Here is a 20,316-nt window from a genome sequence, read left to right as displayed (position 1 = left end):
ATGAAAGAGCGATTTGCCTTATTCGATGACAGCGAGGAGGTCGCCGGAGGTGATGCGGCTGCCTGCCGCGACACAGACCTCCTTGACGATGCCGGCAATCGGCGCGGTGATCGTCGTCTCCATCTTCATGGCCTCCGTGACCATCAGCGGGTCGCCTTTCTTGACGACATCGCCCTTGGCTGCGATGAGGCGCAGGACAGAGCCAGAGAGCGTAGCGGCTACTTCGCCCGGGACAGTCGGGTCGGCCTGGCGGATGATCGCCGCGCCTTCCGAAGCGGCCTTATCGCGCATGCGGATCTCGCGCGGCATGCCGTTGACCTCGAACTGGATCTCGCGGAAGCCATCATCCGACGGCGGCGTGATGTAGTTCATGCGGATGAGGACCATCTTGCCGCCGATGCGCAGCCAGCTCTCCTCGCCCGGCTTCATGCCGAAGAAGTACGTCGGCGTGTCGAGGATGGAAAGGTCGCCGTACTGATGGTAGCGCTGGATGTAGTCCTTGTAGACCTTCGGGTAGATGCAGTAGCTCGAGCGCGCCTCTTCCGTCTCCGGCATGCGCAGGGCCTTCATGTCCTGCGTGACCTTCTCCTGGTCGATCGGGGCGGGCGGCGTCTCGAGGTGTGGCTGCTCGCCCCTGAGGATGATCTTCTGGAGCTTCTCGGGGAAGCCGCCGTAGGGGACGCCGAGCTTGCCGTCGAAGAAGTCGACGACGGATTTCGGGAAGTCCATCGTCTCGCCGCGTTCGTAGATATCTTTCTCGGTCAGGTTGTTCTGGACCATGAAGAGCGTCATGTCGCCGACGACTTTCGAGGACGGCGTGACCTTGATGACATCGCCGAACATCTCGTTGACCTTGGCGTACATGCGGCAGACTTCCGGCCATCTGTCGCCGAGGCCGACGCCCTTCGCCTGCTGGCGCAGGTTCGTGTACTGGCCGCCAGGCATCTCGTGCTGGAAGACCGTCGTGTTCGGGCTCGTCATCTTGCCGTCGACACCCGCGTAGTAGGCGCGGACGACCTGCCAGTAGCGGTCAATCGTCTCGAGTTCCTCGATGTCCATCTGTGGTTGGCGCGGGTTGTTGGAGAGCGCCTGGATGAAGGCCGTCATGGACGGCTGGCTCGTGCCGTTGGAGAGGGCGCTCGTGGCGACATCGACGATGTCGACGCCGGCCTCTGCCGCCTTGGCGTAGGTGTAGAGCGTGCAGCCGCCACCCTCGTGGCTGTGCAGGTGAATCGGCAGGTCGACGGCATCCTTGAGGGCCGAGATCAGGGTGTAGGCCGCTTCTGGCTTCAGGAGGCCGGCCATATCCTTGATGGCGATGATGTTGGCACCGGCCTTTTCCATCTCCTTGGCGAGATTCGTGTAGTACTTCAGCGTGTACTTCTGGCGGCCGTCGTCAAGGATATCGCCCGTGTAGCAGAAGGCCGTCTCCGCGAGTTTGCCCTGCTTGCGGACTTCGTCAATCGACAGCGTCATGTGGTCGAGCTGGTTCAGGCAGTCGAAGATGCGGAAGACATCGACGCCGTTCTTGGCCGCGAGGGCGAGGAACTGGCGCACGACTTCAGGCGGATAGTTCGTGTAGCCGACGGTGTTGGCGCCGCGCGTCAACATCTGGAACAGGATGTTCGGCGCAGCCTCGCGCATCTTGCGCAGGCGCTCCCACGGGTCCTCGTCGAGGAAACGGTAGGCGACATCGAACGTCGCGCCGCCCCAGTCCTCAAAGGCGTAGATCTGCGGGACCTTGCAGGCCGTGTAGTGGATGGCCTGCATGATGTCGCGCGTGCGGATGCGCGTGGCGAGCAGGGACTGATGGGCATCGCGGTACGTCGTGTCCATCAGCAGGACCTGCTTCTGGTCCTGGATCCACTTGGAGAACTTCTCGGGGCCGAGCTCCTCTAGGAGCTGGCGCGTGCCGGACGGGCAGGCTTCGTCAGCGGCATTGAGCTTCACCGGCGTATCGAAGCGCGGCTTCGGGTTTGAGCCGTTGCCGTGGAAGCCGTTGACCGTGACCTCGCCGATGTAGGCGAGCAGGCCGGCTGCCGGCTCATCGATGACCTGCGGGGCGTTGAGCAGGTCCGGATGGTGGTCGATGTAGTTGACGTTGCAGCTGCCAGCCTGGAAGTTCTTGTCGAGCAGCATGTTCTTGAGGAAGTAGATGTTCGTCTTGACGCCGCCGATGCGGAATTCATCGAGGCAGCGCAGCATGCGGTAGATTGTCTCCGGGGCGTTGTTGGCATGCGCCGTGACCTTGACGAGCAGGGAGTCGTAGTACGGCGTGATGACGGCGCCCGTGTAGGCCGTGCCGGCATCGAGGCGGATGCCAGGGCCGCCGCCGCTGCGGTAGTCGTTGATCTTGCCGGTGTCCGGCATGAAGTTGTTCTGCGGGTCCTCCGTCGTGATGCGGCACTGGATGGCCACGCCGTTGCAGGGGATGTCTTCTTGGCTCTTGATGCCGATCTCTGGGTCGGAGAGCGCATGGCCCTCGGCGACGAGGATCTGCGTCTTGACGATGTCGATGTCCGTGATGGCCTCGGTGACCGTGTGCTCGACCTGGACGCGCGGGTTGACTTCGATGAAGTAGAAGTGCTCCTCATCCTGGTCGGCGAGGAATTCGACCGTGCCGGCGTTGACGTAGTGGACATTCTTCATGATCTTCAGCGCAGCAGCGCAGATATTCTGGCGCAGCTTCTTCGGCAGCGACCATGCCGGTGCCATCTCGATGACTTTCTGGTGGCGGCGCTGGATGGAGCAGTCGCGCTCATTGAGGTGGATGACATTGCCGTGTTCATCGCCCATGATCTGCACTTCGATGTGCTTCGGGTTTAGGATGCACTTCTCGACGTAGACATCCTCATCGCCGAAGGCACGCTTGGCCTCCGAGCGCGCCTCATCGTACGCCTCTTTGAGGTCTTCCATGCGATCGACGCGGCGCATGCCGCGCCCGCCGCCGCCGTTGATGGCCTTGATCATGACCGGCAGGCCGACGCGCTCAGCGAAGGCCTTGACCTCAGCGAAATCCTTGACGGCACCGTTCGTGCCCGGGATCATCGGGATGTCGGCGCGCTCTGCCTGGATGCGCGCGTTGACCTTGTCGCCGAACATCTGCAGGTGCTCAACTTTCGGGCCGATGAAGATGATGCCCTCATCCTCGCAGCGCTTGGCCAGCTGTGCGTTCTCGGAGAGGAAGCCGTAGCCCGGATGGATGGCATCGACATCGTGCTCCTTGCAGATACGGATGATGTCCTCGATGTCGAGGTAGGCATCGACTGGCTTCTTGCCCTTGCCGACGAGATACGCTTCATCGGCGCGGCTGCGATGCAGCGACAGGACATCTTCTTTCGAGTAGACCGCGACCGTGCGGATGCCCATCTCGTGGCAGGCGCGGAAAATGCGGATGGCAATCTCGCCGCGGTTCGGCACCAAGATCTTGCGAATGTTCTTCATATAGATCCTCCTCAGACGTCATAAAGTCATATCATGCAAATGAAGCGCGTGGTTTTCCTGTTGTCGAGCGGGAAAGTTGACAACCTATCGTCAACTGAGCGCTCATTTGACTATCAACGTTATTTTTTTCACAAATGTGAATAAAAGCAAAACCGGAACGAGTCCGGTCAGCTCCTTTGCTTGCCCCTATCATACGTCAAGTTGAGAAAATAAGCAATAGTTTTCATGTATTTTAAGATAAATATAACGTATCATGTATTCAAAATCGCTGTTATTGACGATAAAAATCAGGAAATGCTTGACAAGCAGAGGGGGATTCCGTATAATAACATCATGTTAACACTTTAGCAAGATAAAGAACTGAATGAGGAGAGATGACATATGAAGTGGAAGAAGTTACTGGCATTGGGAATGGCGGCAGTCATGACGGCTGCTTTTGTGACGGGCTGCGGCGGCCAGAAGGCAGCGGACAGCGGTTCGGGCTCCGGCGACAAGGGTAAGATCATCGTCGGCCTTGACGACAATTTCCCGCCGATGGGCTTCAAGGACGAGAACAACGAGATCACGGGCTTCGATGTCGATCTTGCAAAGGAAGCGTCGAAGCGCCTGGGCCGCGAGGTCGAGTTTAAGGCCATCGACTGGTCGAGCAAGGAAGCAGAGCTCAAGAGCGGCCGCGTCAACGTCCTCTGGAATGGCCTCGACATCACCGAGAAGCGCAAAGAGAACATGCTGTTCTCCGACCCGTACATGGACAACCGCCAGATCATCTTCGTGAAGAAGGGCCGCACGGACATCACAGATGAGAAGAGCCTGGCCGGCAAGGTCGTCGGTACGCAGAGCGCTTCGACGGCTGAGGAGTACATGGACAAGACGGAATTCTTCAAGAAGGATGTCAAGGAAGTCAAGAAGTACTCGGATTTCGTAACGGCCTTCATGGACCTCGAGAATGGCCGTGTGGATGCCGTCGTCGGCGATGAGATTGTCGGCCGCTACTACATGAGCAAGCATCCGGACACCATCGATGCCGTCGATGTCGCAGTCGGCCCGGTCAGCGAGTTCGGCATCGCCTTCGCCAAGGACAACACGGCGCTGCGCGACGATGTCCAGAAGGTCCTCAACGAGATGAAGGCCGACGGCACGATCGCGAAGATTTCCGAGAAGTGGTTCGGCAAGGACATCACGAAATAATACAGCTCTCTCTCTAAAAAGGCTTGATTCGTCAAGCCTTTTTTTGTACAATGGAGAATATGTTAATACTTTGCCAGACTAAAGGAACATCCGCAAGGGAGAATTAAACGATGGATAATCTGCTCAATACGATATTACAGATGTTGGAGGGCTCCGAGATCACGCTCGAGATCTTCTTCATCACATTGGTCATCGCATTGCCGCTCGGCATGCTGGCCGCACTGGGGAGGCTCTCGAAGCTGCGGCCGCTCAGCGCCTTCATGGAGTTCTACATCTGGCTCATGCGTGGCACGCCGCTGATGCTGCAACTGCTCTTCGTCTACTTTGCGCTGCCTATGATCGGCATCCGCCTGCCGGACATCGCGGCGGCCCTCTTGGCTTTCACGCTGAACTACGCGGCGTACTTCGCGGAGATCTTCCGCGCGGGTATCCAGTCGGTGCCGAAGGGGCAGTACGAGGCCGCGAAGACGCTCGGCATGAACTACACGCAGACGATGCGTCGCATCATCCTGCCGCAGGTCATCCGCATCGTCCTGCCGCCTGTCTCGAATGAGACGATCAACCTCGTCAAGGATACGTCGCTCATCTACATCCTCGCGATGAACGACTTGCTGCGCGTTGCCCGCACGATCGTGCAGCGCGAATTTGACATGACGCCGTTCCTCATCGCCGGTATCTTCTATCTCGCGATGACGTTTGTCCTGACCTGGATGTTCAAGAGATTGGAGGCCTACTATGGCAAATACGATAAGTAATGAAGCGCAGGTCATGCTGCGCATGCACGATATCCACAAGTCGTTCGGCGACCTCGCTGTGCTCAAGGGCATCGATGTGGAGGTCCGCTGCGGCGAGGTCCTCGCGATCATCGGGCCGTCCGGCTCGGGCAAGAGCACGCTCCTGCGCTGCATCAACAAGCTCGAGACGATTGACTCGGGCTCCATCGAGATCGAGGGCGAGTTCCTGGCCGATACGGATGAGCACGGCGCGGCAGAGTACGCCGATGCCGCCAAGACGCGGGAGATCCTCTCGCACACGGGCATGGTCTTCCAGCAGTTCAACCTCTTCCCGCACATGACGGTGCTCGAGAATCTCATCGAGGCGCCCATCCAGGTCAAGGGCATGAAGAAGGCGGAGATTTTGCCGTATGCCAAGGAACTTCTGGAGAAGGTCGGCCTCGCGGACCGCGCGGATTACTATCCGTCGCAGCTCTCGGGTGGCCAGCAGCAGCGCGTGGCCATTGCGCGCGCCCTCTGCATGAAGCCCGACATCATGCTCTTCGACGAGCCGACCTCGGCGCTCGATCCGGAGCTCACGGGCGAGGTCTTGAAGACGATGCGGGAGCTCGCAGAGGAGCGCATGACGATGGTCGTCGTCACGCACGAGATGGCGTTTGCCCGCGAGGCAGCCAGCCAGGTCATCTTCATGGCCGACGGCACGATCGTCGAGCAGGGCGAGCCGGAATCGTTCTTTGCGCATCCGAAGGAGGAGCGCACGAAGGCATTCCTGCAGAACATGCTTTGAGCAGCAAAATCCATGGGGAGCGAGCAATCGCTCCTTTTTTGCGTGGGGCTGCAGACATTTTCTTGATTTTTTCAGGATTAGCGGCGATAATAAAACGTAGAATGTCTGCATGGCGCTCGGTTCGCATGGACCGCGGCACGTGCATGGAATGGGGAGGAATCTTATGAAGCGCATACTGTTCTTGTTGTCTGTCATCGCTGTCATGGTGCTGCCGATGGCAGGCGTTTCGGCGGCTGCGTCTGATTTCAGCGAGCGCGTGAGCGGTATGGCTGAGATTACGGCGGTACGCGTCAACAGCGGCTCGGATAAGATACGCATCGTCGTCGATGCGAGCAAGCCGGTCCGCTACACGACGATGACGCTGAAGAACCCCGACCGCGTCATCGTCGACATACAGGGAGCTTGGCTCTCTGCAAAGGTCAAGCGGGAGATTTCGGTGAGCAGCCGCTTTGTCAACGATATCCGCATCGGCCAGTTCAACAAGAACACGGTGCGCCTCGTCGTCGAGAATAAGGTCGGCAGCAGCAACTACAAGATATTTCCACTGAAGGGCGGCACGGTGCCGGGCCGCGTCGTGCTCGATTTCGGCAACCTGAGTGACAGCTCGAAGGCTGTGATCGCTGTGCCGGATGTGCAGAAGAAGCCGACGCCCAGCACGCAGGGAACGACATCTCCTGTGACGCAGCCTTCGGTGAAGCCGTCTGACTCTCCGAGCAGCTCGAACGCAACAAGTGCTCCGGCAGCAAAACCGGCAACAAAGCCTGAGTCAAAGCCGGCCGCAAAGCCTTCGGCTGGCGAAGATATCGACGGCCCGGCCAAGGATGCTGCTGGCACGGGCACCCAGACGGCGGATGCGGGCAAGGACACAGGCAGCAGCAATCAAAGCAATGCGCAGCCAGTCATCACAGATGACACGGATGCCGACATCGCCGCCCTGACGGGGCTCAAGGGCTGCAAAATCACGATCGATCCTGGCCATGGCGGCAACGACTCTGGCGCTATCGGCCCGACGGGCGTCATGGAGAAGAGCGTGACGCTGCGCATCGCCAATGAGCTGAGGCGCCTGCTCGTGGCAGAGGGGGCGACGGTCTACATGACGCGCACGACAGATACGGAAGTCTCGCCGAAGGGCGCGAATGCCTCGGATATAGAGGAACTGCAGGCGCGCTGTGATGTCGCGAACAACGCGAAGTCCGACATCTTCATCTCCATCCACATGGATTCGTTCTCGAGCAGCGCGGCCAAGGGCACGACGGGCTATTACTACTCGCTCGGCTCTCAGCGCTCGCGCGACCTCGCGGACAAGGTGCGCCAGGGTGTCATCGACCAGATCGGCACGCAGAGCCGCGGCACGCAGAGCAGTAACTTCTACGTCGTCAAGCACACAGACATGCCGGCGACGCTCGTCGAGGTGGCCTTCATCTCGAATCCGCAGGAAGAGCAGCTGCTCAACAGCGAAGAGGGCATCCAGAAGGCCGCGCAGGGCATCGCCGACGGCATTGCCGACTACTTTGGCTGATGACTGGCAGCTGCCAAAGCAGCGGCCGGATAACGATTTTGGACAGGGATTCAAGGCATCCCTGTCCTTTTGGCTTGAAAGAACAGAGAAAACAGAGAGAATCGAGAGAACAGAGGAGGATCTTTTTTGGAACACGATATGAGACAGACGGCTGTGGAGCCGGAGGAGAGCCTGGAGCAGATGATGCAAGAGGGCGCAGAGGCGCGCAGGAAGCAGCTGTACCGCCACAAGCTCCCAGAAGAGAGGACGCTGACGGCCATGCTGACGGCGATGACGAAGGCGGAGCTCGACGACATTCGCTTCAACCTCAATGTGACGGGGGTGAGCTCGCTGAAGAAGGCGGAGCTCGCTGAGCGCCTTTGCCCGGCCATCACGTCTTTTGCCGAGCGCTGGATGATGTCGCTCCTGGAGGATGAGTACAATCTCTTCCGCGACTTTGCTGCAAATGGCGGCCAGTCCGAGTCGCTCAGCGATGAAGACGACCGCCTCGACTACCTGCGCGGCCTCGGCTTCCTCTCCTGCGGCAAGTCGGGCGAGAAGCTCGTCTGGTATATGCCGGAGGAGGTGCTCGCGGTCTTCCGCCAGATGGACACGGAGGCCTTCCATGAAAGAGTGCTGCTGAACACGGAGGTGGCGCGCTTTGCGGCCGGCATCCTCTACGCCTGCGGCTATCTCAATTACGAGCAGCTCTTCGAGCGCATCGTCTCGTATCTCGAGGCAGATCAGGCACAGGCACTCTCCTTCATGGACTTTGTCGGCATCATGCTCAACGCTTCTTGCTGGAAGAACACGGTCGTGGCACTGCCGCAGGGCGTCAAGTACTACACGCTGATCGATGAGGACGCGCTCGAGTCTGAGCAGCTGCGCCGCTCGGACCTCGACTTTGCCGCACTCACGCGCGCAGAGGCATGGGCTGCCGGTGCGGATTCCTACACGCCGGACACGCCTGCCTGCCGGGCTCTTATCCAGTTCTTCATGCAGGAACACGGCTGCGATGTCATGAAAGCGGCCGACATCACTGGTGAGATCATCATCCTGCTCCAGAACGGCGGCACGATGCAGGAGGCTGTCGAATACCTGGAGGACCTTCGTCTCATGCAGGACGAGGACAAGGCAGAGACCATCCTCGCGCCTCTGGCCGCACTCAACAATGCGACGCGCCTCTGGCAGCTCAAGGGCCACACGCCGGAAGAACTCATGGCCATGACGGGCGAGGGGCGCGTCATCCCGTTCAATCAGGTGCACAAGGCCAAGGTCGGCCGCAATGACCCGTGCCCGTGCGGCAGCGGCAAGAAATACAAGAACTGCTGCCTGCGCAAGGATGAGCAATGAGGGACAGTCTGACAAACCGGGCCTATCCGTCCTATCGGACGAAGGCAAAGCGCTTCTTCTCGGTCCTGCTGCCGATCTTCGTCACGCAGATCGCCCTGACGGCAACGGGCTTCTTCGACACGGTCATGTCGGGCCATGTCAGTGAGCAGGACCTCGCGGGCGTTGCAGTCGGCTCGAATCTCTTCATGCCGTTCTTCGGCTCATTTCTCGGCATCATCTCGGTCCTGACGCCCATTGTCGCACAGCTCCACGGGGCGGGCAAGCGCGAGCGCATCGACTTTGTCGTGCGCCAGGGCTTTTACTGGTCGTTGGGCCTGGCGGGTGTTTTCCTGTTGCTCGGCATCTTCTTTGTGCCCGCCATCCTGGACGTTCTCGCACTGGAGCCGAAGGTCAGGCAGGTCGCCGCGGGTTATCTTCTTGCCATTGCCGTCGGCATCGTGCCGATCTTCCTCGCAGGTGTCCTGCGCAACCTCATCGATGCACATGGCTGCACGCGCCTGACGATGATCATCACGCTTGTGACGGTACCCATAAACGTCTTGGCCAACTATATCTTCATCTACGGTGCCTGGGGAATCCCCGCCTTCGGCGGCATCGGTGCGGGCATCGGCTCGGCCATCGCTTTCTCGCTGAATTTCTTGCTCAATGTGCTCGTGGTCCTGATTATTGAGCCGTTCCGCAGCTACCATGTCTTCCGCAGCCTGCCGCGGCCTGACCTTGCGGAGTGGAAGCGCGCGCTCGCACTCGGCATCCCCATCGGCAGCACGATGTTCTGCGAGATGAGCATCTTCAGTGCTGTCGGCCTCTTCATGACGGTCTACGGCACGACCGTCGTCGCGGCGCATCAGGCTGCGATGAACTTCACGACGCTCGTCTACATGATCCCGCTGTCGGCCAGCATGACGCTGACAATCCTCGTCGGCTTCGAAGTCGGCGCGCGGCGCTTTTTGGAGGCGGCCGACTACATCCGTCTCGGCAGGCTCTTGACCTTCCTGTTCGAGGGAACACTGGCCATCGTGCTCGTGCAGTTCCGCGAGACGATTGCGGCGCTTTACACCTCGAGCCCCGATGTGCAGGAACTCCTAGTCGTCTTCCTCGTCTTCGCTGTCTTCCTGCAGCTGACGGACAGCGTCGACTCGCCGTTGCAGGGTGCGCTGCGCGGCTACAAGGATGTCCATGTGACCTTCCTGCTCGCCATCATCTCGTACTGGGTCATCGGCCTGCCCGCCGGCTGGGCCATCGCCAACTTCACCGCGCTCGGCCCGTATGGCTACTGGTGCGGCCTGATCATCGGCATTGCCTTCGGCGCCATCTTCTTGTCTGTGCGTCTGCGCATGGTGCAGCGGCGCTGCCTCGAAGCGCAACAATAAGAAACCGGCCAATTTCTGGCCGGTTTTTTCTATTTTCATATAGTTTTCAGAGGCAATCAGTTGTTTTCAAGTTTCCCGTGATAGGATAGATGTGTAAGAGAAAAGAAAGAGTCTATCACGTCGTCTGGAGGGAATGCAAATGAAAGCAGGACAAGAGCTGACGGAAGTACATACAGGAACTTTGGCGCAGGCTGGAAAGAAGGCGCGCCATCTCACGCGGTCGTTCCGCAAATTCAAGCCCGAGCATCTCTCATACCGCACCATGGGGGCAGGCAAGTGGATGCGCAGCCTGACGGCCGCAGTCATGATGGTCATGGCTGTGCTGGCGCCCATCCATACGCTGCCGACGTATGCGGCGCCAATCGATCCGGAAGAGAGCCTGGCCTCGGCAGTGACGGCCTCGGATGCGGCAGATCTTCGTCAGCTGCGCGGTGACAAGAAGCTCACGCGCCGGGAGAAAAGCCGCCTGCTTGCCCTGGCGCTCTTGCGCCGTGCTGCTGCGGCAGAGCCGGATGTCACAGCGGACATGCGGACGCTGGAGCGTTCATCGGCCAAGCTGCAGGGCCTTGATTACCGCCTCAAGAGCATGGACAGTCTGGCGCGCAAGATCGTGAGCGATGCCGATGAAGACCAGGTGAGCCTTTCGGCTGCAGCTGCCGGCATCAGCGATGTCCTGCGCTACACGCTGACCTGCTCCGATGCAGATTACAGCGCGATGGTGCCGCAGGCCATGGCTTCCCTTACCGAAAAGGGCTATCGCGTCGAGAAGTTTCGCAATGCCTGGGGCGGAAAATTCTATCAGGGCGTCAATGTCCATCTCGTGAGCCCCTCCGGCGTGCGCGTCGAGCTCCAGTTCCACACGCCGCAGTCGTTTGCGGTCAAGCAGGCATCGCATGCGGTCTATGAGATCCGCCGCAATCCGGCTTCTTCCGCCGAGGAGGTCGAGGAGGCGACGCGCCTGAGCCTGGCCTACAATGCAGCAGTCATCGTCCCAGAAGGAGCGCGCGCAATCCACTGGCCAGTAGCGGCTTGATGCGCCGCCATGCGCTTCCGCAGAGCCTCTCCTGCAGGTTTACAACAGACAGGAAATGACGGATAATGGGAGAGTCGAATCATATTATCCTCGCATGAGAGGGGAGGCTTATACAATGAAACAAACAGCTGCACTCAAGGCACCTGTCACACTAGAAGAGATACTCAATGCGGTCACGCATGGCGTGGGCGCGGCACTCGCGGTAGCGGCACTCATCGGCATGCTGGTCTACTATGCCGGCGATGGCGTCTGGCACACGACGAGCTGCCTCGTCTACGGCATCTCCTTGATCCTCTTGTATCTCGCTTCGACGCTCTACCACAGTTTCACGAACCGCAAGGTCAAGTCGGTCTTCAAGGTCATCGACCATGCGGCCATCTTCGTGCTGATTGCGGGCAACTACACGCCGTTTGCGCTGATCCCGCTGCGCGGCAGCTTCGGCTGGACCATCTTCGGCCTCGTCTGGGGCATGGCGCTCGTCGGCATCGTCTTCCAGTGCTTTGCCGCGAAGCGCTTCCGCATCGTGCGCACGATCTGCTACCTCGCCATGGGCTGGTTTGCCGTCTTCATGGTCAAGCCGCTCTTGGAGACGCTGCCGCTGGAGGCCATCTGGTGGCTCGTCGCGGGCGGCCTCTGCTACTCGGTCGGTGCGATCTTCTACCTGGCGCGCCGCCTGCCGTACAGCCATGTCATCTGGCATCTCTTCGTCATGGGCGGCAGTGCCATCCACTTCTACACGGTGTTCCACTTTGTGCTGCCGCTGCCAGAAGTCGTGCGCTCGGCCATCGCGATGATCTGAGACATATCTTGAGACACGAAAAAGACCCGCTCCTCGGAGCGGGTCTTTTCTATCTTATCTGCAAAGATTATTTAGCCAGTGCGTTGACCTTGCGAGCCAGACGGGACTTTTTGCGGGCAGCAGCGTTCTTGTGATAAACCTTGTTTGCAGCGGCCTGGTCGATCGTCTTGCATGCAACCGTAAGGAGGGATTTCGCTTCATCAGCGTTTCCAGCCTCAACAGCATCGAGGACACGGCGGGAAGCAGTGCGTACACGGGACTTCTCGGCAGCGTTCTTTGCATGGCGCTTAGCGTCGGATTTCACACTCAGGATAGATGCTTTGATATTCGGCAAGTAGTTCACCCCCTTAATTAATGTCGTTACCTAAGTATAATATCATGGGTCAAATGAAAAAGCAACCATTTCTTTGCTTTTCTTGCAGGAGAAGCCTTGGGAATGGTATAATATTTTCGATTAGCACGACGTGAATATTGAAAGGAAAATGAACATGCAGAACAAGAACATCCGCAACTTTTCCATCATTGCCCATATTGACCATGGAAAATCGACGATTGCGGACCGTCTGATTGAATATACGGGGACACTTTCGAAGCGCGAGATGGAGGCGCAGGTCCTCGACAACATGGACATCGAGCGCGAGCGCGGCATCACCATCAAGTCGCAGACAGTGCGCCTGAACTACAAGGGCAAGGACGGTGAGGAGTACGAGCTCAACCTCATCGACACGCCGGGCCATGTCGACTTTACGTATGAGGTTTCGCGCAGCCTCGCGGCTTGCGAGGGCGCACTGCTCGTCGTCGATGCGGCGCAGGGTGTCGAGGCGCAGACGCTCGCCAACGTATACATGGCGCTCGAGCACGACCTCGAGATCATCCCCGTCATCAACAAAATCGACCTGCCGAGTGCCGATCCGGAACGCGTCAAAAAAGAGATTGAAGACGTCATTGGACTCGACACGTCAAATGCCGTACTGGCTTCGGCTAAGACGGGCATTGGCATCGAGGAGATCCTCGACTCGATCGTCGACTACATCCCCGCGCCGGAAGGCGATGAGAATGCGCCGCTGCAGGCCCTGATCTTCGATTCGTTCTTTGACTCCTACAAGGGCGTCATCGCCCACATCCGCGTCGTGCAGGGCCACATCAAGAAGGGCATGAAGCTCAAGCTCATGAACTCGGGCAAGGTCTTCGAGGTCACCGATGTCGGCTGCTTCAAGCCGCAGCCCGTCGACCTCGGCCATCTCGATGTCGGCGAAGTCGGCTTTGTCGCGGGCTCCCTCAAGGATGTGCGCGACGTGCGCGTCGGCGACACGATCACGTATGCGGAGAACCCTGCTGCTGAGCCGCTGCCGGGCTATCGCGGCGTCAACCCGATGGTCTACTGCGGCCTTTACCCTGTCGAGAGCTCGGACTACGACAACCTCAAGGACGCGCTCGAGAAGATGCAGATCAACGATGCGGCGCTCGTCTTTGAGCCGGAGACGTCTGTTGCACTCGGCTTCGGTTTCCGCTGCGGCTTCCTCGGCCTCTTGCACATGGATGTCATCCAGGAGCGCCTCGAGCGCGAGTACAACCTCAAGCTCATCACGACGGCACCGTCCGTCATCTATCACGTCTACAAGACGGACGGCACGATGATCAAGGTCAGCAATCCGGCCGAACTGCCGCCGCAGACGGAGATCGAGCACATCGAGGAGCCGTACGTCAAGGCGACGGTCATCGTGCCGAACGATTTCGTCGGTGCCGTCATGGAGATCTCGCAGGACAAGCGCGGCGAGTTCAAGGGCATGGACTACCTTGACACGAACCGCGTTATGATCACGTACCACATCCCGCTCAACGAGATCATTTTCGACTACTTCGACCGTTTGAAATCGGCGACGCGCGGCTACGCTTCGCTTGACTACGAGCTCGCGGACTACAAGGAGTCGAAGCTCGTCAAGGTCGACATCCTCTTGAACGGCGATCCTGTCGATGCGCTCTCGACCATTGTCCACAAAGATCGGGCGGCATCTCGCGGCCGCCAGCTCGCCGCCAAGCTCAAGGAGATCATCCCGCAGCAGATGTTCGAGATTCCGATCCAGGCGGCCATCGGCTCGAAGGTCATCGCGCGCGAGAACGTGCGCGCCCGCCGCAAGGATGTGCTCGCGAAGTGCTACGGCGGCGATATCTCGCGCAAGCGCAAGCTGCTCGAGAAGCAGAAGGAAGGCAAGAAGCGCATGAAGGCTGTCGGCAGCGTCGAAGTGCCACAGGAAGCCTTCATGGCCATCTTGAAGATCGACTGATGGAGAACACGATGAGGAAACAGCGATGGGGCCTCTACATCCACATCCCGTTCTGCCGCCAGAAGTGCTTTTACTGCGACTTCCCGTCCTTTGCCGGGCGGGAGCGCTATGAGGCAGATTACACGGACGCCCTGTGCCGCGAGCTCGCGGAGCAGGGCGTCCTTTATCGGGAGAAGTGGGGCAGGCCGCAGACCATCTACATGGGCGGCGGCACGCCGAGCGTGCTCGATGTGGCTCTGCTTGAGCAGATCTTGCAGGCCATTTCTGAAACATTTGCCTGGAAAGGCATTAACGAGGCGGAGAGGCCGGAATTCACGGTGGAGTGCAATCCGGGGACCATCGATGAAGCGAAGCTCGCTCTCCTGCGCGCGGGCGGCGTCAACCGCCTGTCCTTTGGCGTGCAGACTTTTGACGATGCACTCCTGAAACGCATCGGCCGCATCCACACGGGCGCGCAGGCGAGAGAGGCCATGGAACTCGCGCGCGCAGCGGGTTTCCGCAATGTCAGCATGGATCTCATCTACGGACTGCCGGGCGAAACGCAGGCGATGCTCGTGCATGACCTCGAGACGATGGTTTCCCTGCAGCCGGAGCACATCTCGATCTACGGACTGCAGCTTGAGGAGGGCACGGCCTTTGCCCGGATGCAGGAGATGGGGAAACTGTCTCTTCCAGATGACGACACGGTCGAAGCGATGTACGATGCGATGACATCGTTCCTGCCGCAGCACGGCTATGCGCGCTATGAGATCTCAAATTTTGCCAAGCCTGGCTTTGAGAGCCGCCACAACCTTTCGTATTGGCAAGATGTGCCGTATCTTGGCATCGGCGCGGCGGCGCATTCCTATCTCGAGGGGCAGCGCTACGAGAATGTGCGAGAGATTCCCGCTTATATCGAGGGCATCCGCAGCGGGAGCGGCGTGCGGCGGCAGGAAGAGGCGATGACGCGCGAGATTGCCATGGAAGAATTCGCTTTCCTCGCTCTGCGCACAGCAAGGGGCATCGACCGCAGGCACTTCGAGCAGAGATTCGGCGTGCCGCTCGACGCCATCTATGCAGATGCCATTGCCAAGCTCAAGCGCCAGGGGCTGCTCGCAGAGGATACAGCAGGCGTCCGGCTGACAGAGCTGGGCATGAAGTACGGCAACGTGGCCTTTGAGGAATTCCTGCTCTGACTTCTGTGATTCGAGTCACGGAATCTTTCTCTGCCAGATGGTAAGGTAGAGGTAATGAAAGGAAGCGAATGCTCATGCATGAAATCCGTCTCAAGCGCGTCTACGAAGTGCCATCGCCCGATGATGGCGTGCGCGTGCTCGTCGACCGCCTCTGGCCGCGCGGCATCCGCAAGGCCGACTTGCCCTACGATGCCTGGCCGAAGGAGATCACGCCGTCTCCGGAGCTGCGCAAACTCTACCATCGCGGCGAGATGCCCTTTGCAGGATTCCGCGAGGGCTATGCCGAAGAACTGGAGGCGAGCGAAGGCGCTGCGGCCTTTGCCGAGCGCTGCCGCAAGTGGCTCGAGACGCAGGATGTGACGCTGCTCTATGCCGCGAAGAACCAGCAGGAGAACCACGCGCAGGTGCTCGCAGCCTGGCTGCGCCAGAAGAGCGGCGCCGAAGGCGGTGCGTGAGCAAGGATAGCGATAGAAAGGACGATTCCCATGAAGAAAATCACTATGATCAAGATGCAGGGCTGCCCGTACTGCGCCAAGGCCGCGCAGGCCGTGGAGGAGCTGCGCGCTGAGCAGCCGGCCTATGCAGGTGTCGAGATCGAGATCATCGACGAGAACGAGCAGCCGGAGCTCGCCAAGGCGTATGCCAAGGACTACTACTACGTGCCGAGCCTCTTCATTGAGGGGCACAAGGTGTACGAGGCACAGCCGGGCCAGGACTATGATACGATCAAGGCTGCCGTCGTAGATGCCTTTGAACAGGCCAAGTGACTGACGGATATCCACTGAAAGATGATGGAAGATGAGACTGCCGCGCGTGCGGCAGTCTTTTTTTCGTGCGCGAGAAAAAAGTCGAAAATAATTTTGACTTTTTGACTTTTAGGTGTTGACTTTTTGTTTTTTTCGGTGTATATTCTTTATAGATTCAAAGTTAGCACTCGGATAGATAGAGTGCTAACAGAGGATGAAAACAGAAGGAAGGGGGCATGCAGATGAAGGATGAACTCGACGCGCGCAAGAAACGCGTGCTGCAGGCAATCGTCGATGATTACATCGAGTCAGCCGAGCCGGTCGGCTCGCGAACACTGGCGAGGAAGTACGACCTCGGCGTGAGTCCGGCGACCATCCGCAATGAGATGGCAGATCTCGAGATGCTAGGTTACCTCGAGCAGCTGCATACCTCCTCTGGACGCATCCCATCGTCGAAGGGATATCGCTTCTATGTAGACGGCCTGATCCCCCCGAAGCCCGTGAGTGACGAGGAGAAAGAGCTCATCAATCGCTGGTACAGGGCGCGCGTCAAGCGCATCGACGAGGTGTTCCAGGAGACAGCGCGCATCATCTCGCAGGTGACGAAGAATGTCTCTCTTGTCCTCGCGCCGCAGATGACGCAGGCGGCTTTCCGTTGCCTGCAGTTCCTGCCGCTCGACGACAGGCGCGTTATCACCGTGCTCATGACGGATGCGGGCTTCATCGAGAACAAGATTCTCGAGATGCCGAATGGCTCGAGCTTCGAGGACTTCCAGCGCATGGCCGGTGTCATCAACAAGAATCTCGCCGGCCACACGCTCTCGACCATCGACCATCCAGCGCTCGCGAAGATCCGCGATGAGATCCAGGATGAGCCGCTCTACGAATCAGCCCTCGAGGTCATCAACAGGGCGCTCGATTCGGGCAAGCGGGAGCGCCTCTACCTCGGCGGCACGACGCAGATGCTCGAGCAGCCGGAGTTCCACGATGTGGAGAAGGTCAAGGAGACCCTCCTCGTGCTCGAGAAGGAAGAGCTCATGAAGGATGTGCTGCACGCCCATATGGGCGACGGTCTCGAGGTCACGATCGGCCAGGAGAACGAGGACAGCCACTTCAAGGACAGCAGCATCATCACCGCGACGTACCATCTCGATGGTGAGCTCTTGGGCACGATCGCAGTGCTCGGACCGACGCGCATGGAATACGCGAAGGCCATGAGCCTGCTCGAATACATGAATTCCAATCTGACAGAAGTCATCAAGCGGTTCCACTGGTAGGGCCGCAGGTTTCCCGGAATAGAGTGAAGAGGTGATAGTTTTGCCATCATTTATCAAAGATGAAATGAAGAAGAAGGATGAGCAGAAGCTGGAGGAGATGCAGCAGGAGATCGACGAGGCGGAAGCCGCGCAGGAAGATGCTGCAGAGGGCTCCGAGGAAGAAGCTCCGGAAGAGGCTGCTGCAGCAGATGCGGCGATGCAGGAAGAGATTGAGGCCCTCAAGGGCCAGGTCGACGGCCTGAACAAAGACCTTCAGGAGAAGAAAGACCGCCTGCTGCGCCTCCAGGCCGATTTCGACAACTTCCGCCGCCGCTCGGCGAAGGAACGCGAAGAGATTTCCGCTGTCGTCACGCAGAATTTCTGCAAGGACATGCTGCCGCTGCTCGACAACTTCGAGCGCGCGATGGCGGCCGAGACAAAGGATGTGGAGGCCTTCCAGAAGGGCGTCGAGATGATCTTCACGCAGTTCCAGGAAATCCTCAAGAAGAACGGCCTTGAGCACATCGAGGCCGTCGGCCAGAAGTTCGACCCGAACTTCCATCAGGCCGTCATGCGGGTCGAAGACCCCGAGAAAGAGGACGACACGGTTGCCCAGGAGCTCCAGAAGGGCTACATGGTCAAGGGCCGCGTCATCCGACCGAGCATGGTCCAGGTCGTCTCCAACTGAGCGTCCTGATCGCATAAACCAGATGATTCAAGTTTTACATAAAGTTTAGGAGGATGTTACCATGTCTAAAGTAATTGGTATCGACTTAGGTACGACGAACTCTGTCGTATCCGTCATGGAAGGCGGCGAGCCGACCGTCATCACGAATCCGGAAGGCAGCCGCATCACGCCGTCTGTTGTCGGTTTCACGAAAGATGGCCAGCGCCTCGTCGGCCAGCTGGCAAAGCGCCAGGCTGTGTCGAACCCGGACCGCACGATCTCGTCCATCAAGCGCCATATGGGCGACCCGAACTACAAGGTCACGATCGACGGCAAGGATTACACGCCGCAGGAGATCTCGGCCATGATCCTGCAGAAGCTCAAGGGCGATGCAGAGGCATACCTCGGTGAGACGGTCACGCAGGCCGTCATCACGGTCCCGGCTTACTTCAACGACAGCCAGCGCCAGGCGACGAAGGACGCCGGCAAGATTGCAGGCCTCGATGTCCTGCGCATCGTCAACGAGCCGACGGCTGCAGCACTTGCCTATGGCCTCGACAAGGACAAGGATGAGACGATTCTCGTCTTCGACCTCGGCGGCGGTACGTTCGATGTCTCGATCCTCGAGCTCTCGGAAGGCACGTTTGAAGTACAGGCTACGAACGGCGATACGCACCTCGGCGGCGATGACTTCGACCAGAAGATCATCGACTGGATGGTCGGCGAGTTCAAACAGGAGAACGGCATCGACCTCTCGCAGGACAAGATGGCTGCTCAGCGCCTCAAGGAAGCTGCCGAGAAGGCAAAGATCGAGCTCTCGAGCATGACGCAGACGAACATCAACCTGCCGTTCATCACGGCCGATGCTTCGGGCCCGAAGCACCTCGACCTCACGCTGACGCGCGCAAAGTTCAATGAGCTCACGAGTGACCTCGTTGAGCGCACGATGGGCCCGACGCGCAAGGCCATGGCTGATGCAGACCTCACGGCTGACGATATCGACAAGATCATCCTCGTCGGTGGTTCTTCCCGTATCCCGGCTGTCCAGGATGCCATCCGCAATATCCTGCACAAAGAGCCGTCGAAGGGCGTCAACCCGGATGAGTGCGTATCCGTCGGTGCTGCCATCCAGGGCGGTGTCCTCGTCGGTGAAGTCAAGGACGTCCTGCTCCTCGATGTCACGCCGCTTTCCCTCGGTATCGAGACGCTCGGCGGTGTTTGCACGAAGATCATCGAGCGCAACACGACGATTCCGACCCACAAGAGCCAGATTTTCTCGACGGCTGCCGATAACCAGCCGTCTGTCGATATCCACGTCCTGCAGGGCGAGCGCGAGATGGCTGCCGGCAACAAGACGCTCGGCCGCTTCGAGCTCACGGATATTCCGCCAGCTCCGCGTGGAGTACCTAAGATCGAGGTTTCTTTCGATATCGATGCGAACGGCATCGTGCACGTCTCCGCTAAGGACCTCGGCACGGGCAAAGAGCAGAAGATCACGATCCAGTCGGACAGCGGCATGAGCAAGGAAGACATCGACCGCATGGTCAACGAAGCCAAAGCTCATGAGGCTGAGGACAAGAAGCAGAAGGAAGCCATCGACGCCAAGAACAACGCCGACAACCTCGTCTATCAGGCAGAGAAGACGATCAAGGAGCTCGGCGACAAGGCAGATGCCGGCAAGGTATCGGAAGTCAAGGCTGCTTGCGAGAAGGTCAAAGAGGCCATCAAGAGCAACGATACGGAAGCCATCAAGAAGGCAACCGAAGAGCTGCAGAAGCCGCTCTATGAGCTCAGCGCTGCTGCTTACCAGCAGGCACAGGCTTCTGGTGCACAGCAGGGTGCTCAGGCTGGTGCTGAGAATGCCCAGGGCGCTCAGCAGCAGAAGAAAGATGACGATGATGTCGTCGATGCGGACTACACGGAAGTCAAAGACGACAAGAAATAAGCAGATGATTGTTTGAAGGTTGGGAGTTATGGGGGA

Annotated in this window: 17 protein-coding genes; 15 read left to right on the top strand and 2 right to left on the bottom strand. The window is 59.0% G+C overall.

Annotation, left to right across the window (positions count from 1 at the left end):
• Positions 1-18: 18 nt before the first annotated feature.
• Positions 19-3,444 carry a pyruvate carboxylase gene (locus QDI87_RS05700; RefSeq protein WP_036374023.1) on the bottom strand — a complete coding sequence of 1,142 codons (3,426 nt, stop codon included), beginning with the start codon at positions 3,442-3,444 and terminating at the stop codon, positions 19-21.
• Between the two features lie 381 nt (positions 3,445-3,825).
• Here QDI87_RS05700 and QDI87_RS05695 point away from each other — a divergent pair, with 381 nt between their 5' ends.
• From QDI87_RS05695 to trhA, 8 genes are all read left to right on the top strand, one after another.
• The gene (locus tag QDI87_RS05695; RefSeq protein WP_036374020.1) at positions 3,826-4,632 is read left to right on the top strand and encodes an amino acid ABC transporter substrate-binding protein; all 807 of its coding nucleotides are present in this window, start codon (positions 3,826-3,828) and stop codon (positions 4,630-4,632) included.
• Between the two features lie 110 nt (positions 4,633-4,742).
• Complete coding sequence (locus QDI87_RS05690; protein WP_036374016.1) at positions 4,743-5,387, top strand: amino acid ABC transporter permease; 645 nt, start codon at positions 4,743-4,745, stop codon at positions 5,385-5,387.
• A complete protein-coding gene (locus QDI87_RS05685) occupies positions 5,368-6,153 on the top strand; it encodes an amino acid ABC transporter ATP-binding protein (RefSeq protein ID WP_036374014.1) in 786 nt (261 codons plus the stop codon). The genes QDI87_RS05690 and QDI87_RS05685 overlap by 20 nt, the downstream gene beginning before the upstream one ends.
• Before the next feature lie 163 nt (positions 6,154-6,316).
• Positions 6,317-7,672 (top strand): N-acetylmuramoyl-L-alanine amidase, encoded by a 1,356-nt coding sequence (locus QDI87_RS05680; RefSeq protein WP_278742494.1) that lies wholly within the window; start codon positions 6,317-6,319, stop codon positions 7,670-7,672.
• Between the two features lie 126 nt (positions 7,673-7,798).
• Entirely contained in the window at positions 7,799-9,004 is a 1,206-nt protein-coding gene (locus QDI87_RS11760) for a YecA family protein (protein WP_423791162.1), read from the top strand.
• Positions 9,001-10,374, top strand: a complete 1,374-nt coding sequence (locus QDI87_RS05670; protein WP_278742493.1) for an MATE family efflux transporter — start codon at positions 9,001-9,003, stop codon at positions 10,372-10,374. The genes QDI87_RS11760 and QDI87_RS05670 overlap by 4 nt, the downstream gene beginning before the upstream one ends.
• Before the next feature lie 139 nt (positions 10,375-10,513).
• Complete coding sequence (locus tag QDI87_RS05665; RefSeq protein WP_148485413.1) at positions 10,514-11,407, top strand: hypothetical protein; 894 nt, start codon at positions 10,514-10,516, stop codon at positions 11,405-11,407.
• A gap of 115 nt (positions 11,408-11,522) precedes the next feature.
• Positions 11,523-12,206: a PAQR family membrane homeostasis protein TrhA gene (gene trhA / locus QDI87_RS05660; RefSeq protein WP_051652128.1), complete on the top strand. Its 684-nt coding sequence runs from the start codon at positions 11,523-11,525 to the stop codon at positions 12,204-12,206.
• A 67-nt stretch (positions 12,207-12,273) separates the two neighbouring features.
• Here the strand turns inward: trhA and rpsT are convergent, their stop codons facing one another.
• Positions 12,274-12,540, bottom strand: a complete 267-nt coding sequence (gene rpsT / locus QDI87_RS05655) for a 30S ribosomal protein S20 (protein ID WP_036374005.1) — start codon at positions 12,538-12,540, stop codon at positions 12,274-12,276.
• Between the two features lie 154 nt (positions 12,541-12,694).
• On the opposite strand from rpsT, the gene lepA reads away from it, so the two are divergent.
• The 7 genes from lepA to dnaK all read left to right on the top strand — a co-directional run bounded on the left by lepA (position 12,695) and on the right by dnaK (position 20,280).
• Positions 12,695-14,491: a translation elongation factor 4 gene (gene lepA / locus QDI87_RS05650; RefSeq protein ID WP_036374002.1), complete on the top strand. Its 1,797-nt coding sequence runs from the start codon at positions 12,695-12,697 to the stop codon at positions 14,489-14,491.
• A gap of 11 nt (positions 14,492-14,502) precedes the next feature.
• Positions 14,503-15,666: a radical SAM family heme chaperone HemW gene (gene hemW / locus QDI87_RS05645; RefSeq protein ID WP_036374468.1), complete on the top strand. Its 1,164-nt coding sequence runs from the start codon at positions 14,503-14,505 to the stop codon at positions 15,664-15,666.
• A gap of 74 nt (positions 15,667-15,740) precedes the next feature.
• On the top strand, positions 15,741-16,121 hold the full coding sequence (locus QDI87_RS05640) for a DUF488 domain-containing protein (RefSeq protein WP_081828384.1): 381 nt from the start codon (positions 15,741-15,743) through the stop codon (positions 16,119-16,121).
• A 30-nt stretch (positions 16,122-16,151) separates the two neighbouring features.
• Positions 16,152-16,433 carry a glutaredoxin family protein gene (locus tag QDI87_RS05635; protein ID WP_036373996.1) on the top strand — a complete coding sequence of 94 codons (282 nt, stop codon included), beginning with the start codon at positions 16,152-16,154 and terminating at the stop codon, positions 16,431-16,433.
• Positions 16,434-16,654: 221 nt separating this feature from the next.
• Positions 16,655-17,689, top strand: a complete 1,035-nt coding sequence (gene hrcA / locus QDI87_RS05630) for a heat-inducible transcriptional repressor HrcA (protein ID WP_036374465.1) — start codon at positions 16,655-16,657, stop codon at positions 17,687-17,689.
• 40 nt (positions 17,690-17,729) lie between these two features.
• Positions 17,730-18,356: a nucleotide exchange factor GrpE gene (gene grpE / locus QDI87_RS05625; protein ID WP_303695878.1), complete on the top strand. Its 627-nt coding sequence runs from the start codon at positions 17,730-17,732 to the stop codon at positions 18,354-18,356.
• A gap of 61 nt (positions 18,357-18,417) precedes the next feature.
• A complete protein-coding gene (gene dnaK, locus QDI87_RS05620) occupies positions 18,418-20,280 on the top strand; it encodes a molecular chaperone DnaK (protein WP_036373994.1) in 1,863 nt (620 codons plus the stop codon).
• The last annotated feature ends 36 nt before the right edge of the window (positions 20,281-20,316 follow it).

Origin of the sequence: Mitsuokella jalaludinii (assembly GCF_928722185.1) — a bacterium.
Lineage (GTDB): Bacteria > Bacillota > Negativicutes > Selenomonadales > Selenomonadaceae > Mitsuokella > Mitsuokella jalaludinii.
This window is presented reverse-complemented; position numbering and strand designations above follow the sequence as displayed.

Coding starts and splice junctions, on each gene's coding strand:
- QDI87_RS05700 (WP_036374023.1), bottom strand. CDS start 3,444: ATGAAGAACATTCGCAAGATCTTGGTGCCGAACCGCGGCGAGATTGCC.
- QDI87_RS05695 (WP_036374020.1), top strand. CDS start 3,826: ATGAAGTGGAAGAAGTTACTGGCATTGGGAATGGCGGCAGTCATGACG.
- QDI87_RS05690 (WP_036374016.1), top strand. CDS start 4,743: ATGGATAATCTGCTCAATACGATATTACAGATGTTGGAGGGCTCCGAG.
- QDI87_RS05685 (WP_036374014.1), top strand. CDS start 5,368: ATGGCAAATACGATAAGTAATGAAGCGCAGGTCATGCTGCGCATGCAC.
- QDI87_RS05680 (WP_278742494.1), top strand. CDS start 6,317: ATGAAGCGCATACTGTTCTTGTTGTCTGTCATCGCTGTCATGGTGCTG.
- QDI87_RS05670 (WP_278742493.1), top strand. CDS start 9,001: ATGAGGGACAGTCTGACAAACCGGGCCTATCCGTCCTATCGGACGAAG.
- QDI87_RS05665 (WP_148485413.1), top strand. CDS start 10,514: ATGAAAGCAGGACAAGAGCTGACGGAAGTACATACAGGAACTTTGGCG.
- trhA (WP_051652128.1), top strand. CDS start 11,523: ATGAAACAAACAGCTGCACTCAAGGCACCTGTCACACTAGAAGAGATA.
- lepA (WP_036374002.1), top strand. CDS start 12,695: ATGCAGAACAAGAACATCCGCAACTTTTCCATCATTGCCCATATTGAC.
- hemW (WP_036374468.1), top strand. CDS start 14,503: ATGAGGAAACAGCGATGGGGCCTCTACATCCACATCCCGTTCTGCCGC.
- QDI87_RS05640 (WP_081828384.1), top strand. CDS start 15,741: ATGCATGAAATCCGTCTCAAGCGCGTCTACGAAGTGCCATCGCCCGAT.
- QDI87_RS05635 (WP_036373996.1), top strand. CDS start 16,152: ATGAAGAAAATCACTATGATCAAGATGCAGGGCTGCCCGTACTGCGCC.
- hrcA (WP_036374465.1), top strand. CDS start 16,655: ATGAAGGATGAACTCGACGCGCGCAAGAAACGCGTGCTGCAGGCAATC.
- dnaK (WP_036373994.1), top strand. CDS start 18,418: ATGTCTAAAGTAATTGGTATCGACTTAGGTACGACGAACTCTGTCGTA.